Origin of the sequence: Gilliamella sp. B2889 (assembly GCF_026536885.1) — a bacterium.
In the GTDB taxonomy this organism is placed as follows: domain Bacteria; phylum Pseudomonadota; class Gammaproteobacteria; order Enterobacterales; family Orbaceae; genus Gilliamella; species Gilliamella apicola_E.
Genome location: NZ_JAFNNF010000001.1, coordinates 284,042 through 300,614, shown reverse-complemented (window position 1 = coordinate 300,614; position 16,573 = coordinate 284,042). Strand labels below are relative to the sequence as shown.

Here is a 16,573-nt window from a genome sequence, read left to right as displayed (position 1 = left end):
ACATTTAGTGTAATTTCGTGTAAATCAACTTCGGTAGAATGGGAATAAATAAACAAAGAGTATGCTGAACTCTTAGCTAAAAGCCTCTTCTATTCTGAAATTGAACCTACAGATGAACAAGCTAGACTCGCGGTTATTCAAATCGGAATTTTCAGTTTTTTTATCATTTGTCAGTATATGACGCTAGAGATTCTAATGGAAACCTGCTTCCTTATCGATTTGGAAATGCTCTACCGCCCATTTATAAACTTTCTAGATTTCCGCTTCCCAATGATTATTTCGATTTTTTAAATCGAATTCTGATCTTGGAGAATGATCTTCCTAAGGTCGATTTCAAACCTTTATCTCAAATTAATGTCGTTCCCAATAAACCTTTTATTTTTGATATAGATTTCGGACGAAATGGACATTATGTGCCTGGTTTTCTCGGGATTGGTTCTTCTCATACGCCTCCATCTACATGTGAATGGAATAAAAAGAAATTCGTTTTTACACCAAAAGAGGGGAAAGATTATTTAATAATTATCGGCGCAATTGATTCAAGATCAAACGAAAAAGGCTATGTTTGTCGATTTAGCTTGGAAGAATGGAATGAAAATACTAAACAATACCAAAATCTTCAATTGACTGACTATCCTGAAAAATAATTATATTCATCATTCTTAATTGCGTATATTGCTTTTTAAATTGATGAAAAAAGTTGAGGAGAGGGGTTTTTGAGGTTTAATTAGCGAGTAGTTCTTGCAGAGTCGCATATATTGCTTTTTAAAATTGATGAAAAAAAGTTGAGGAGCGGGGTTTTTGAGGTTTAATTAGTGAGTAGTTCTTGAATATTTTCTTGTTTTTGGGTTAAAAATTGAATCTCAATCAAATTAGGCTATAATGCCGCTTTGTTTAAATTTTGTTATTAATAATGAATATTGGTTTTATCGGAGCTGGTAAAGTTGGATGCACACTAGCGAAATATTTTAGTTTATCGGGTTTACAAGTTGCAGGTTTTTATAGCCGAACTTATGAACACGCTAAACAAGCTAGTGATTTTACTAAATCTTATGCTTATTCATCTTTAGCTGATTTAGTGAATAATTGCGATTGTTTATTGGTGACAGTAGCTGATGGCCAAATTGCTTCTGTCTGGCATGAATTATGTCAATTACCTATTACCAATAAGTGGATCGGTCATTGTAGTGGCTTATTGACATCACACATATTTCAGCAAAATAAAGTTGTGCATCCATTCGCTTTTTCATTACACCCTTTATACGCTATTTATGATAAGTTCGATTGCTATAATACTATGTCGGACGTCTCTTTTACGCTCGAAGCAAATAAAGCTATTATCGACCAATTACAACGTTTTTTAGCGCTATTACCTAATCGCTTAGCAATTCTTTCAGCAAATAAAAAGCCACTATATCATGCTGCTTGTGTCATGCTAAGTAATCAAGTGCTAGCTCTCGTACAAATAGGTGTAGATTTACTTAATCAATGTGGATTAGATAAAGAGTTTTCTGAACAAGCTTGGCATCCGCTATTTCTTGGTAATGCCAACAACATTTGTAAAGCGGGAGTCATAGATGCATTAACTGGACCTGTGGAGCGTAACGATATTGAAACCATTAAGCAACATATGATGGCAATGCCAGATGAGCTCAAACCAATTTATCAACAATTATCGACTATTTTGCTTAATATCAGTCGTCAAAAACATCCGGATAGGGATTATCATCAATTAGAAATGGAGCTGTTACCTTGAAAAATACAATTTTGACTTTACAACAACGCAAACAAAATCAAGAAAAGATCACCATGCTAACCGCGTATGACTATACGACAGCAAAATTGATGGATGATAGCGGTGTCGACTGTCTATTAGTAGGTGATTCTTTAGGTATGGTTATGCTGGGTTATGAAAGCACAGTATCAGTCACTATGGACGATATGATTCATCACTCTAAAGCCGTGGCAAAAGGCGCTAAAAAAGCATTGGTTGTAACCGATTTACCGTTTATGTCTTACCATGCATCTGTTTATGATGCCGTGCATAATGCTGGGCGGTTGATACAAGAAGGGAATGCCCAGGCGGTGAAGCTTGAAGGTGGACAAGCATTTTGTGAGCATATTAAGATGATCGCTCAAGCCTCAATACCTGTCATTGCTCATATTGGCTTAATGCCACAATCAGTATTAGCATTAGGTGGTTACAAAGTACAAGGTAAGAATTATGAAGCAGCCAAAGCGATTATTTTAGATGCTTTAGCTGTTGAACAGGCAGGCGCTGCGGCAATTTTACTCGAATGTGTACCTGCTGATTTAGCTAAATTTATAACTGAACTTGTTAGTGTTCCTACTATTGGAATTGGCGCTGGTCATGGTTGTGATGGGCAAGTTTTAGTCTATCAGGATATGTTATCTATGTATGATGGTGTATCGTCCAAATTTGTTAAATCTTTTGCCCCAATGGGTGATCAAATGAAACAGGCTTTTGCGGATTATTGCCAAGAAGTTAAACAGCAACAATTCCCTGCACCTATTCATGAGTTTGCTATTGATGATGAGATCATGACCAAACTCAAATCTGAATTTTCAAACTAGCTTGGAAGGATAATAAACATGAAAGTTATAACCACTATCGATGAAGTTCGCGATCAGGTTAAATCATGGCGTAACAATGGCGAAAGTATTGGTTTAGTGCCGACCATGGGTTATCTGCATGAAGGTCATCAAAGCTTAATGGCTAGTGCTAAAAAAGATAATCAAAGAGTGATTGTTACAATATTTGTTAATCCAATGCAGTTTGGTCCTAAAGAGGACCTAGCTAGCTATCCGCGTGATTTAGAAAGAGATAAAAAAGCCTGTCAGCAAATGGGCGTTGATTTGATTTTTTGTCCGTCCGCCGATGAAATGTATGATGCGAATTTCAATAGCTATGTCAATGTTAATGGTTTAACTGATGCGCTTTGTGGAAAAAAGCGACCAGGACATTTTAAAGGTGTTTGTACAGTTGTCACCAAACTATTTAATATTACTCAACCTGATCGTGCCTATTTTGGACAAAAAGATGCGCAACAATTAGCCGTCATTCAACGAATGGTACAAGATCTCAATATTCCCATCGAAATTATTGGTTGCCCGATTGTGCGTGAAAGTGATGGACTGGCTAAAAGTTCGCGCAATAGCTATTTGTCTGAACAAGAACGCCTAGCCGCTATTTGCTTATATCGTTCAATTGAACAGGCTAAGCAAATGATCAAGGCGGGTGAAAAATCAGTTGCGACCATCTTAAAGGCCATGCAAAACGTGATAAATAATGAACCATTAGCTAAAATTGACTATATTGAATTTGTTGATTTTGCAACGTTAACCAATGTTGATGTATTAAAGCAAGATAGTCTATGCGCTTTAGCGGTTTATATTGGTAAAACTAGATTGATCGATAATTTTATTTATCATCATTAACAATCCATTTATTGAGATAAAAGATCGCTTATCGACAAGCGATCTTTTGTTTACCATATTCCTACCGTCTAGGAAAATCGATTTAATCAACGACTTTATTCGTCTAGCAATTTATTGTTATGTCTTTTTACTGTAGAATAATAGCCATTTTTATGCCTTGAATTAGGATTGATCCCTTTATTATGAAAAATACGACTTATAATCCACAAGAAATCGAACAACCTATCTATCAACATTGGGAAGAAAGTGGTTACTTTAAGCCTAATGGTGACAAATCTCAGCCTAGTTATTGCATTGCTATTCCACCACCAAACGTAACGGGTAGTTTGCATATGGGACATGCATTTCAACAAACTATTATGGATGCATTAATTCGTTATCACCGTATGCAAGGTAATAACACGCTTTGGCAATCAGGTACTGACCATGCAGGTATTGCTACCCAAATGGTGGTAGAACGTAAAATTGCCGCTGAAGAAAATAAAACTCGCCATGATTATGGTCGAGATGCTTTTATCGAAAAAATTTGGCAATGGAAAGCTGAATCAGGTGGAAGTATTACTAAGCAGATGAGACGTTTAGGTGATTCTGTTGATTGGGATCGTGAACGTTTTACGATGGATGAAGGCCTTTCTAATGCTGTTAAAGAAGTTTTTGTAAGACTTTATCAAGAAGATTTGATTTATCGCGGTAAACGCTTAGTGAATTGGGACCCAAAATTACGCACAGCAATTTCAGATCTTGAAGTTGAAAATCGTGAAGTTAAAGGATCAATGTGGCATTTGCGTTACCCATTAGCGGATGGTGCGAAAACGGCAGATGGTAAAGATTATCTTGTTGTCGCAACGACTCGTCCTGAAACACTATTTGGTGATACTGGTGTGGCGGTTAATCCTGAAGATCCTCGTTATAAAGATCTCATTGGTAAATTTGTTATATTACCTTTTGTCAATCGTCGTATTCCTATTGTTGGCGATGAACATGCGGATATGACAAAAGGTACGGGGTGTGTAAAAATCACACCTGCTCATGACTTTAATGACTATGAAGTAGGGCGTCGTCATCAACTACCGATGATTAATATCTTTACCTTTGGTGGTGAGATTCGTACGCAAGCAGAAGTATTTGATACTAATGGTGAGTCAAGCACCGCTTACTCAACTGAGATTCCGACACAATTCCAAAATTTAGAACGCTTTGCTGCACGTAAATTAGTTGTTGCAGAGTGTGAAGCTCAAGGTATTTTAGAAAAAATTGAACCACATGATCTCACCATTCCTTATGGTGATCGTGGTGGCGTGGTCATTGAACCAATGTTAACCGATCAGTGGTATGTTCGCGCTAAAGTCTTAGCTGAACCAGCAATAGCTGCTGTAAAAAATGGCGATATTCAATTTGTACCTAAACAGTACGAAAACATGTATTTTTCATGGATGAATGACATCCAAGATTGGTGTATTTCGCGCCAATTATGGTGGGGACACCGAATTCCGGCTTGGTATGATAATCAAGGTAATGTCTATGTTGGTCGTGACGAAGCTGAAGTTCGCCGTGAAAACGGTCTATCTGCTGATATCGAGTTATCACAAGATGATGATGTACTTGATACTTGGTTCTCATCAGCGCTGTGGACATTCTCAACCTTAGGTTGGCCAGAAAAGACCGATGATTTAGCGACTTTCCATCCAACGAATGTTCTTGTAACTGGTTTTGATATCATCTTCTTCTGGGTCGCAAGAATGATTATGATGACGATGCATTTCATCAAAGATGAACATGGCAAACCTCAAGTACCTTTCAAAACAGTTTATGTAACTGGCTTGATTCGTGATGAAGAAGGGCAAAAAATGTCAAAATCTAAAGGGAATGTTATCGATCCTTTAGATATGATTGATGGGATATCACTTGCCGATTTATTAGAAAAACGTACTGGTAACATGATGCAACCACAGCTTGCTGAAAAAATTGCCAAACGTACTGAAAAACAGTTCCCTAATGGCATTGAAGCTCACGGTACTGATGCATTACGTTTTACTTTAGCCGCACTGGCGTCCACTGGTCGTGATATTAATTGGGATCTAAAACGTTTAGAAGGTTATCGTAATTTCTGTAATAAACTATGGAATGCTAGCCGTTATGTATTAATGAACACTCAAGATCACGATTGTGGATTTAAAGGTGGTGATTTAGAGTATTCATTAGCGGATAAATGGATCTTAGCGGAGTTTAATCAAACGGTGAAAACATACCGCGAAGCATTTGATACTTATCGTTTCGATTTAGCGGCTAATATCTTATATGAATTTACTTGGAATCAGTTCTGTGACTGGTATTTGGAGTTAACCAAATCAGTATTAGCTAATGGCGAGCAAAATCAACAACGAGCAGCTCGTCATACGTTAGTAACAGTCCTTGAAGCACTCTTGCGTTTGGCTCATCCAATCATTCCATTTATAACTGAAGCTATTTGGCAAAGTGTAAAACCATTAATGGCCATCAAAGCAGATACTATTATGTTACAACCAATGCCAGCCTTTGATAGCAAATTAGTTGATAATGAAGCAGTTGCTGATATCAATTGGATTAAAGATGCCGTTATCGCTGTTCGTAATATTCGTGCTGAAATGAATATTGCGCCAAGCAAACCGTTACAATTATTGATCAGAAAAGCATCACCGACGGTGCATCGGATTATTAGTGACAATGTCACCTTTATAGAGTCTTTAGCAAGATTATCAGAAATTGTCTTGTTAGATGAAGGTGAAGCAGGGCCATTATCGGTAACCAAATTGGTTGATGGTGCAGAGCTACTTATTCCAATGGCTGGTTTGATCAATAAAGATGATGAGCTAGCTCGACTTCAAAAAGAAATAGCTCGCATTGAAGGCGAAATTGCACGTATTGATAACAAGCTTTCCAATGCTAGCTTTGTTGATAAAGCACCAGCAGCTGTAGTGGCTAAAGAGAAAGAGAAACAACAAGGCTATGTTGCTGACAAAGCTAAATTACAAGAGCAGTATGAAGCAATAAAAAGTCTTTAAGGACATCAATAAAAAACCTCTCATGTGAGAGGTTTTTTTATGATTAAAACTTGTAACCGACACCGAGCATCACAACCCAAGGATCGAGTTCGTATTTTGCCGTGACTTTAGTATTACCTAAATGAGTTTTAGCTTTAGTTTCAATATCGATATAACGGACTTGCGCGTTAATCAGCCAATTCTCATCTAAAGAATAATCAGCACCCACTTGTGCAGCCCAGCCCCAGGAATTATCCAAGTCTAAGCCATGAAAGCCTGCCTTCTTAGCTTCACCACTAAGTTTTTCATCAAAAAAGAAAGTATAGTTAACACCAAGGCCAACATAAGGTTGGAACTCATAGCTACTATCAAGCGGATACCACAGTGCGCTCAATGTTGGTGGTAAATGTTTAATTTTTCCTAAATGAGCACCGGATAAACCAGTAGAATTACCACCGCCAAGTTTAACTTGATGACTAAAAGGTGTGGCACCTAATAATTCAACAGCAAAATTATCAGTAATCATATATTGAAAATTCAGGCCTAGTTGCGTGTCATTATCGGCTTTAGCCTTAAGATCACTCTTTGCACCACCCACTTTAACATGATCACTTTTATCTTGAGGATGAACATAGACAGGACCACCACGGATGATAATTTGGTCGGCACTATGCGCCAGAGCGGCTGAGCTTGCTAATCCGAAAGTAACTAGCATAGCAATTGACGATACTCTCATTTTTATCTCCTTATTATATTTATATAAACTGCTAACTGAGCGTGATATATGCTTCATTAACAGACCGTTTTTTAATATAAAGCTTTAAAGGATTGACAATTACCTAAAGGTATTGATGAATATCTTAGCACCATAACATGAGTAATGATATGGTAGATTTTTTAGATGAATTAATTAATAGTGCTTTTTGTTCAATTGATTCAGATTCAATAGGTCAATTTGATTTAAATTCGCTTTTGATGACGCCAAAGCCACTTGCCACTGATAAGTCGATGATAAAAGAAGATGCTTCGTATAATCCAATCTAAGAACATACCAAACCAAACACCAATCACACCAAAGCCGAAATAAACACCAAAAATATAGCCTACTACAATACGGCACATCCACATACTGCCGATAGCGACCCACATGGTATAGCTAGCATCTTTCGCCCCTTTAAAACCATATGGCAAAACAAAGGATGACGCCCAGAATGGGGTAAATAAGGCATTAAACCAAAGTAAATGTTTGGAAATTTCGATAACTTCCTGATCATCGGTATAGAGCGAACTTAATAATCCAGCAAACGGAATGGATAAAAACGCTAAAAAGCAGAGTAATAAACTGGTTAAATGAAAGATATACTTAAGTTGCCGTGTTGGTTGATAGACTTGCCCCATACCAATGCGTTTACCAACAATTATGGTTGAGGTTGCGCCAAGTGTTCCACCTGGCAAATTAAGCAATCCAGCAATTGAAAACGCGATAAAGTTTGCCGCAATAGTCGATGTGCCCATGCCAGCAACAAAGGTCTGCGTGAGTAATTTTCCAATATTAAACATCACCGACTCAACGCTAGCCGGAATGCCAATCCCTAAAATATCAATCAGTATCTTGCCATTAAACGAATGAAAATAACTGCGAAGTGGGATAAATAATGCCCGGCTTGGTTTGATGGTCAACACCAACAAAATAAAAAACATCCCACAATAACGAGATGTAGTTAAACCAATACCTGCACCGATAAACCCAAGTCCTTGCCAACCGAAAGCACCATAAATTAGTACATAACTAATCGATAGATTCAGAATGTTCATAAGGATATTTAAATACATTGGAATTTTAGTATTGCCAGCGCCACGCAAAGCGCCACAACCAACTAAAATAAAGGCAAGGGCGGGGTAACCTAAGACGGTTAATCTTAGAAAGGTTAGTGTTAATTCCTTAACTTCAGGATCAGCCTTACCGGCAATAATCTCTACAATCCAATACCCAGAAAACTCAACGAACAAAAATAGTAAAATTGAAATTATTACTAATAGCGTAATAGATTGTCTTGCTGCTACTACCGCTTTTTTACGATTATGTCGTCCTAAACTAAACGCTACTACGACGGATGTTCCGAGCGCAACCGCCATAAAAAAGGACATCACAATCATATTAAAACTTTCGGCCAAACCGACGGCAGCCATCTCGGCCTTACCAATCCAACTTACTAAAAATGTACTGAATATACCCATTAAAATGACAGACAAATTCTCAATCAGAATTGGCATTGCTAAAGGATATATTTCGCGCCAGAATAGCACATTGTTTGAACGTCGTTTTTTATAAAGTTGAAGATTCTTCAATCGACTTAGAACATCCAATTTAAGGCCTAAAGTTTTATTCGATAATTTGTGGCTATTATAACGCCTTTATGTGATAAAAATGAAATTATGCTTTAAAAAAATGGCTATCAATTTTAATTGATATAATACTCAACATTGTCAGTGCATTGTCTCTTTAATCTATGATATTTAAGATTAAAAATTAAATGATTAGGTAATTTTAGTGCTGCTTATTGCCGTTTCTCTAGAGAACTTGTTATAAGTGGTGCTTGAAGAAGATGCTTTTTTCTAAGTAACTAAATCTTACTCACCATATTATAAAAGGATAAAAATTTTCACTACATATTTATAGTGATTATGTAAAAAGATAGCTTATCTTTATATGATTTCAGTGCGTGAAGATCAAACTTGATCCATTAATATATGATTTGGCTATAGTAAAATTTCAATACATAATTAAGTAAAGGTCATAAATCTTTTTTAAGTGTTTAAAAAGTAATGTTGAAATAAAAAGAGATAATCACAAAAAAAGTTGAGGAGCGGGGTTTTTGAAGCTTTAATTTTCTTCAAAAAGCGATCTTTTCGCCTTAAACTTGAACGCTTTTTCAGTTCGCTATATTATAGCTGCCTTATTTTCCATTATTTACTTAAGCAAACGTTAAAGAGTACGAATGTTAATCAACGCCAAAGATATTCTCGAAAAATTAAATCCTCATAATAAAGTGAATTATGATTCAATTTTAAAAGAAGTGATTGCTGATTGGCAGTTGGCATCGGCTCGACCTAAGTTGTTAATCCATAGTTGCTGTGCACCATGTAGTACTTATGTACTGGAATATTTAGCACAGTATGCTGATATCACGATCTATTTTGCCAATTCAAATATTCATCCCCGCGTGGAATATGAGTATCGCAGTGTCGTTCAACAGAAGTTTATTGCGGACTTTAATCAAAAGACTGGCAACCAGGTGCAGTTTTTAGAAGCACCTTATCAACCGGCTGAGTTTATTAAACAGGTAGAGCATTTGCGTGATGCGCCAGAAGGTGGTGAGCGGTGTCATCTTTGTTATAAGATGCGGTTAGATTTGGCGGCGATTAAGGCGCAAGAGTTGGGCTTTGATTATTTTGCTAGTGCGTTAACGCTGAGTCCTAAAAAGAATAGTCAAAAAATCAACCAACTTGGTTTCGAAATTCAGGAAATTTTTTCAGTTAATTATTTACCTTCCGATTTCAAAAAGAATAATGGTTATAAGCGTTCTATCGAACTTTGTAAGGAGTACGATGTTTATCGTCAATGTTATTGCGGTTGTATTTTTGCTGCAAAAGCACAAGGTGTCGATCTGAAGAATGTAATTGCTATCGCTAAGCAAGGGCTAGAGAAAGTATAACTCGATATTGATCCTCTTCAAAACATCCAAAATGTCATTTCCCTAACAAATTGATTAAAAATCTGAAAGATTTCGCTATAATAATTTTATAAAAGAAGAATAATAATTATTATTTGTAATCCTATTATTGGTTAAGTCTAATTTTGCAAAATGTGAGTTTGTTTATGCCAAAAATATATAGACTTGGATTGGATGTTGGTTCTACAACAGCTAAGTGTGTTGTACTCGATGAACAGGATAATTTTATTTATACCAATTATGTTCGTCATAACACCCATATTGTTAATACCGCTTTATCCCTTTTAGATGAAATTAAACAGCAGATTGGTGATGATGCTATTGTGTCGGTTAAGGTGACAGGCTCTGCTGGGATGGGGATTTCTGAGAAGGCCGGTATCGCTTTTATTCAGGAAGTTGTAGCAGCTTCGGAAGTGGTACAACGAAAATATCCTGAGGTGCGAACTCTAATTGATATCGGTGGGGAAGATAGTAAGATGATCTTCTTTTTTCCTGATCGTCCGCCCGATATTCGTATGAATGGGAGTTGTGCTGGAGGAACCGGTGCCTTTATCGATCAGATGGCAACTTTACTTAATACCCCTGTGCAGGAATTTGACCTGCTTGCAACCAAACACGATAAAGTCTACCCAATCGCTTCTCGTTGCGGTGTGTTTGCGAAAACCGATGTGCAAAATTTAATTAGCCGTAATGTTTCCAAAGAAAATATTGCTTACTCTGTTCTACATGCAGTTTGTATTCAGTTAGTGAATACGCTAGCGCGTGGTTATGATATTGTGCCAAAAGTGATGCTGATTGGCGGGCCGTTTTCATTTATTCCAACTTTAGGCAAAGCCGCATTAGAAACGTTAAAGTTAAATGAGGAACAAATTGTTACCACAGAGCATCCTACGTTATTGTCGGCTTGGGGAGCGGCAATCCATGCTATTGAACGTAGTGAACTTACTATCAATGATTTCATTGATAGGCTAAGTGCGTCAAATAAGATTCAAGTCAATCAATCTTTTCGCTTAAAACCGTTATTTAACCAGTCGCTATCATTTAATGATTGGCAACAAAAACGCAAATATATCGAAATTCCTCGCCTAGCTTTAACCTCTTATCAAAAGCAAAACGCTTATTTAGGTATCGATAGTGGTTCAACAACTACTAAGATTACGCTAATTAGTGAGAATGATGAGCTACTTTTTACCTATTATGCACCCAATAATGGTCATTCAATTAAGGCATTAATTAAAGGGTTAACGGTACTTAAGGATGAGATTGAGGCATCTGGTAAAGAGATTGTAATTGTTCGTACTGGTGTTACTGGTTACGGTGAGGAGTTGTTGAAAGCAGCTTTTGCCATCGATGATGGTTTGGTTGAGACAATGGCTCATTTTGCCGCGGCTAAACATATCGACCCTAAGGTGAGTTTCATCATGGATATTGGCGGTCAAGATATGAAAGCCATTTTTATAGCCAATGGCGTGGTGAATCATATTGAGCTTAACGAAGCTTGTTCGTCAGGTTGTGGTTCATTTATTGAGACTTTTGCTAAATCCCTTAATTCCAATACTATTGATTTTGCTGATGCAGCGTGTAAATCCAATAATCCTTGTGATTTAGGAACGCGTTGTACGGTATTTATGAACTCTAAAGTGAAACAAGCACTACGTGAAAATGCGACTGTTGGCGATATTTCAGCTGGACTTGCTTTTTCGGTGATTAAAAATGCGATTCATAAAGTGCTAAAGCTTCATGATATGCGCAAGCTTGGCGATCATATTGTGGTTCAAGGTGGTACTTTTAAGAATCCTGCTGTGTTTCGTGCTTTAGAGCAGTTAACTGGTGCTCAAATCGCTACGTCCAATATTCCTGAATTGATGGGGGCTTATGGTGCAGCGCTAGTTGCGAAAAATCATTATATAAATAATCAAACCCCTTCGCAGTTTATTGGCTTAGATAATCTACAGAAAGCTGAAGATAATAAAGCTAAACCTTCACGCTGTAAGGGGTGTGAGAATAATTGCGATATTATGATTTATCGCTTTGCTAATGGTCAACGTTATTATTCCGGTAATAAGTGCGAGCGTTTTTTAAGCAATAATCAGCATCAAAATAAAAATGCATTTAATATGTTTGATTATAAGAATGCGTTGTTATTCGATAGAGCTAATACGCATAATGTTGACGCTAAACTCCATATTGGAATCCCTCGTGTTTTAGGGCAATATGAAAATTTTCCATTCTGGCATACGTTGTTAACTAGAAGTGGAATAAATGTGACGCTTTCACCCTATTCGACATATGATCTTTATGAGAAAGGGGCAGGTACCGTGATGTCAGATAGCATCTGTTTTCCTGCCAAACTTGTTCATGGCCATATTTTGGAGTTGATCGAGCAGAAGGTTGATCGCATTTTTATGCCGATGGTGGTATTAGAGTCTGACCATTTTGATAATGCAATTAATAGTTATAACTGTCCGATTGTGAGTAGTTATGCTGAGGTGATAAATAGCGCGATCAATCCAAAGACGAAATATAATGTGCCGTTGGATTATCCAGTAATTAATTTTAGTGATCAGAAGTTACTGAAAAAAGGATGTATCAATTATTTAATGTCGCTCGGTATTCCTAAAAACGTGGCGAGTCAGGCTTTTGCAGATGCACTAGTTGCTCAAGCTGAATATAAGCAAGCATTGAATAAAAAAGCTGTTGAGGTGTTGAATAATGCTAAAGGGACTGGTCGTTATGTGTTTATTTTAGCGGGTAGACCTTACCATAGCGATAGTTTAATTAATCATAAAACACCTGAGATTTTAAATGCGTTAGGTTGTGATGTCATAACTGAGGATTCCGTGTTGGGTGAAATCAGTCGATTATCACCAGAGTTACAAATTTGTTCACAATGGAGTTATCCAAATCGATTGTATGCAGCAGCAAGTTTTGTTGCTGAGCAACCAAAAAATATTCAGTTTGTGCAACTTAACTCTTTTGGGTGTGGTCCTGATGCAATTGTTACCGATGAGTGTAAGGCGATTTTAGAATCCAAAGGTAAAACATGTACGATTATTCGTGTCGATGAGATCACCGCAACAGGATCTGTACGTTTGCGTTTGCGTTCGATTATTGAATCAATCCGCATGAATCATCAACAACCATTAAAAATAGTTAAGCGTAAAAATACGACTATTTTTGCTAAGCAAGACAAGCAGCGCCGTACTATATTGGCGCCATTTATTTCAGATTTTTATTCTCCATTGTTACCTCCAATTTTTGCTTTGTCTGGCTATAAGCTTGAAATCCTTCCAAAACCAGACAAAAGTTCGGTCGAGTGGGGACTTAAATATTGTAATAATGAGATTTGTTATCCAGCAACGATTATTGTTGGAGATATTATTAAAGCGCTAAATTCAGGTAAATATCAGCGTGATGAAGTGGCTATCGGTATTACCCAAACAGGAGGTCAGTGCAGGGCGAGTAGTTATCTTTCTTTAATTAAGAAAGCAATGATTAGTAATGGTTATGAAGATATTCCGATTGTGTCGCTAAGTACAGGTAATATTAATGAAATCGAACAACCAGGCTTTAAACTTAACTGGCTCAAAACATTACCAACAACTTTTTTTGCTATGCTGTTTGCCGATTCGATTTCAAAGATGTTTTATTCGATTGCGCCTAGAGCAAAATATAAACAGCAAGCTAATCAGTTGAAAGAACTTTATATTAGAAAGTTACAACAAATTATCAATCAACATAAAGGCAAAAAGGCGATCTTTTTGCTGTTAAAAGAAGCTGTCGATCATTTCAATCAAATCGAAACCTTAAATAAAGATTGCCCTCAAATTGGAATTGTTGGGGAGATTTACGTTAAATATAACGGTTTCGGAAATCAAAATAGCATAGATTGGCTAGTCGAACAGGGAATTGAACCGGTTATTCCGCCAATGATCGAGTTTTTTGCTCAGTCTTTTGTTAACTATGATAGTAATGTTGATAATTATATTATTAACAAGAGTTTTGTTGCTTATTTTGTTCACTTTTTTGAAAAAGTAGCGCAGAAGTACATTGATCAAACTAATCAGATTTTGTCGGGCTTCAAATATTATCAACCATTCCACAATATTCGTGATATGGCGACAAAAGCGGAAGAAATTCTTAGTTTAGCTAATCAATATGGTGAAGGTTGGTTAATTCCAGCTGGTATCATGACTTTTGCTAAGCATGGTATTAATAATGTGATTAGTCTACAACCGTTTGGCTGTATTGCTAATCATGTTGTTTCAAAAGGCATAGAGAAACGTATGCGTGACCTTAATCCAAAACTTAATTTGCTTTATTTGGATTTTGATGATGGCGCAGGTGAAGTTAATGTGCTTAACCGTTTGCATTTTATGGTGAGTTCATTAAAGTATTCTTATGATAACTAATGATTTAAGTCGGCTAATAAATATTTAATAAAAAAGTTAAAATAGTTTAGCCGATTTTGATATGTTAATATCATCACCAAATTCTTCAGTAATTGATTAATAGAATAAGAGCATTACGATGAAATAGACCCAAAGAATTAGGCATAAGAATAAAGATTGCTAAAATATATTTAAGACTCATCACAAAAGAACGAGAGCTTGAACGACAAAAAAGAATAATTGATCCTACGAAAAATTGAAGTTATCACAATTGTAATCATGTATAAAGAAAAAGCATCTGATGTGAGAGCATTTAGATCAGAGCTTCAACGTATGATTGGTGATTTACAACAAGGAGATGTTATGATAGCTGGAGTGGATAGGAACATTCGTTTACCCATCGATGAAGTACTAGGTTATTTGACTCAACTTAAGAAAAAGGGCAAAACTGCGTACACCTAATATCTTAGATTTATCATAAATATAATCTGAAACAAATGGTGTAACAAGAATAGTTATAGATTCAATGCAAAACTTGTTGTTAAAAATATTATTACAAGTTGCTTTGGGCAATTATGAAATTAGAAGAGAAAGATAAATGAGGGTGTAGAAATTGCTAAAGCGCATGGAAAATATAAAGGCGTTAAGCTAACATCATTATAATTAATCGGGAACCTAATACATTTATACTAACGTTTAGTTATGAAGAAAAAAACAGCCTGACAAATTGTTAATGAGAATTAATCGTGTTGATGGACGAGAATATCTAAATGATTATCCTGAAACGTTGTCTATTTTATTAAAAAGTAAATCATTATCAAATTATTCTGAAGAGCTATAAAGTTGCTTATTAACTAATGATTTTAATAAAGGCTTACTAAAAGATATGACAATAAACAAAGATGGACAATTAATTGCTCAACACTTAACTCAATCAAATCAAAATGAATCTGATTTTAGCCTCTAAGCGCCAACAAACTTAAAATATATTTTACAGTTTTAGATTATTGTTAATTTTAAAAAATTTCCCTATTTTTTAAAAACTGTTGGTCTATCAGTATCTGGTATCGTTGTAAACTATTGTTATCTTGAAATATAGTTAATAAAAAAGAATTGTTAAATGAAATCAGATTAGCTCCAGTTCTTTTATCGATATAAATTATTCCATTATCAAGATGATTATTGTAGTTGACAGTAATACCTTGTTTCTTTAAATCATCGATAACATTTTTATAAATGCTTTTGGTTATAATTCTTACTCTCACCCCCCTGTTGTTTGCCATTTTAATTCTATCTAATAAAGCTAAGTCAAAAGAGGGGAGTATTAAATCAATTTCAAATTGAGAATTATCTATCAACTCGCTAATAGATGAATTAATCTGTGAGTTATCTATCAAAAACTCAGAATGATAATTAACTCTGTCCACAACATTTCTTAATCTATTCTTTTCACTCTCTATAATATTAACAACAGGTTCAAGTTGCGATTTACCGCCCCAAAATTGCAACAATATAATAATGAAAATAACAGTACCCCAGACTTTTATAAAGTCATTATTGAAAAGTTTAGTTAAAAAATTCATTACAATTTCATTCCATTATTTTGCTTTTCACCATGTTGATGAATTACGTGCATTGCATGTAAGATTTCAACGAGTCGTTTTTTGTCATTTAAAATATTTGTAGGCTATATTTCTCACTTAGGTGGGCTTGTACAAACATTTCAGTTACATCATAAAGTACTTCAACTCTATTTTGCATATTTTTGTGTCTTTGTCACCCCTTCTATATAATGAATTGGAAGTTGAGTATTTTTTTCCTCTTAATAAGCTTAATTAAATCTTAATAAGATTTTTTAATTATATTAAATAAAAAGAACGTAGAAATTTACTGTGGATAACTCAATAGGATACAAGCTGAAGCTTGTGTTCTACTCCTGTGGAATTTTTGAGTTATCACTAGTTAAATC

Annotated in this window: 11 protein-coding genes; 8 read left to right on the top strand and 3 right to left on the bottom strand. The window is 35.8% G+C overall.

Annotation, left to right across the window (positions count from 1 at the left end; genetic code table 11):
- The first annotated feature begins 305 nt into the window (after nucleotides 1-305).
- The 5 genes from J3U09_RS01400 to J3U09_RS01380 all read left to right on the top strand — a co-directional run bounded on the left by J3U09_RS01400 (nucleotide 306) and on the right by J3U09_RS01380 (nucleotide 6,500).
- On the top strand, nucleotides 306-647 hold the full coding sequence (locus J3U09_RS01400) for a hypothetical protein (protein WP_267356801.1): 342 nt from the start codon (nucleotides 306-308) through the stop codon (nucleotides 645-647).
- Nucleotides 648-913: 266 nt separating this feature from the next.
- Nucleotides 914-1,756, top strand: a complete 843-nt coding sequence (locus J3U09_RS01395; protein WP_267356800.1) for a Rossmann-like and DUF2520 domain-containing protein — start codon at nucleotides 914-916, stop codon at nucleotides 1,754-1,756.
- Complete coding sequence (panB, locus tag J3U09_RS01390; protein WP_267356798.1) at nucleotides 1,753-2,595, top strand: 3-methyl-2-oxobutanoate hydroxymethyltransferase; 843 nt, start codon at nucleotides 1,753-1,755, stop codon at nucleotides 2,593-2,595. Before J3U09_RS01395 ends, panB begins: the two co-directional genes overlap by 4 nt.
- 18 nt (nucleotides 2,596-2,613) lie before the next feature.
- A complete protein-coding gene (gene panC / locus J3U09_RS01385) occupies nucleotides 2,614-3,459 on the top strand; it encodes a pantoate--beta-alanine ligase (protein WP_065734184.1) in 846 nt (281 codons plus the stop codon).
- Between the two features lie 182 nt (nucleotides 3,460-3,641).
- Complete coding sequence (locus J3U09_RS01380; protein ID WP_267356796.1) at nucleotides 3,642-6,500, top strand: valine--tRNA ligase; 2,859 nt, start codon at nucleotides 3,642-3,644, stop codon at nucleotides 6,498-6,500.
- A gap of 43 nt (nucleotides 6,501-6,543) precedes the next feature.
- Here the strand turns inward: J3U09_RS01380 and J3U09_RS01375 are convergent, their stop codons facing one another.
- Together J3U09_RS01375 and J3U09_RS01370 are read right to left on the bottom strand one after the other, a co-directional pair.
- Nucleotides 6,544-7,215, bottom strand: a complete 672-nt coding sequence (locus tag J3U09_RS01375) for an OmpW/AlkL family protein (RefSeq protein ID WP_065734182.1) — start codon at nucleotides 7,213-7,215, stop codon at nucleotides 6,544-6,546.
- Between the two features lie 224 nt (nucleotides 7,216-7,439).
- Entirely contained in the window at nucleotides 7,440-8,846 is a 1,407-nt protein-coding gene (locus J3U09_RS01370) for an EmmdR/YeeO family multidrug/toxin efflux MATE transporter (protein WP_267356795.1), read from the bottom strand.
- A 632-nt stretch (nucleotides 8,847-9,478) separates the two neighbouring features.
- Between J3U09_RS01370 and J3U09_RS01365 the strand changes: the two genes are divergently transcribed.
- The 3 genes from J3U09_RS01365 to J3U09_RS01355 all read left to right on the top strand — a co-directional run bounded on the left by J3U09_RS01365 (nucleotide 9,479) and on the right by J3U09_RS01355 (nucleotide 15,066).
- Nucleotides 9,479-10,195 (top strand): epoxyqueuosine reductase QueH, encoded by a 717-nt coding sequence (locus J3U09_RS01365; RefSeq protein ID WP_065734181.1) that lies wholly within the window; start codon nucleotides 9,479-9,481, stop codon nucleotides 10,193-10,195.
- A 164-nt stretch (nucleotides 10,196-10,359) separates the two neighbouring features.
- Nucleotides 10,360-14,625: an acyl-CoA dehydratase activase-related protein gene (locus J3U09_RS01360; protein ID WP_267356793.1), complete on the top strand. Its 4,266-nt coding sequence runs from the start codon at nucleotides 10,360-10,362 to the stop codon at nucleotides 14,623-14,625.
- A 282-nt stretch (nucleotides 14,626-14,907) separates the two neighbouring features.
- Entirely contained in the window at nucleotides 14,908-15,066 is a 159-nt protein-coding gene (locus tag J3U09_RS01355; protein WP_267356791.1) for a hypothetical protein, read from the top strand.
- Between the two features lie 554 nt (nucleotides 15,067-15,620).
- Here J3U09_RS01355 and J3U09_RS01350 read toward each other — a convergent pair.
- Nucleotides 15,621-16,187, bottom strand: coding sequence for a phospholipase D-like domain-containing protein (locus J3U09_RS01350; protein ID WP_267356789.1), 567 nt, complete (start codon nucleotides 16,185-16,187; stop codon nucleotides 15,621-15,623).
- Nucleotides 16,188-16,573: the final 386 nt, after the last annotated feature.

Coding starts and splice junctions, on each gene's coding strand:
- J3U09_RS01395 (WP_267356800.1), top strand. CDS start 914: ATGAATATTGGTTTTATCGGAGCTGGTAAAGTTGGATGCACACTAGCG.
- panC (WP_065734184.1), top strand. CDS start 2,614: ATGAAAGTTATAACCACTATCGATGAAGTTCGCGATCAGGTTAAATCA.
- J3U09_RS01380 (WP_267356796.1), top strand. CDS start 3,642: ATGAAAAATACGACTTATAATCCACAAGAAATCGAACAACCTATCTAT.
- J3U09_RS01375 (WP_065734182.1), bottom strand. CDS start 7,215: ATGAGAGTATCGTCAATTGCTATGCTAGTTACTTTCGGATTAGCAAGC.
- J3U09_RS01365 (WP_065734181.1), top strand. CDS start 9,479: ATGTTAATCAACGCCAAAGATATTCTCGAAAAATTAAATCCTCATAAT.
- J3U09_RS01360 (WP_267356793.1), top strand. CDS start 10,360: ATGCCAAAAATATATAGACTTGGATTGGATGTTGGTTCTACAACAGCT.
- J3U09_RS01350 (WP_267356789.1), bottom strand. CDS start 16,187: ATGAATTTTTTAACTAAACTTTTCAATAATGACTTTATAAAAGTCTGG.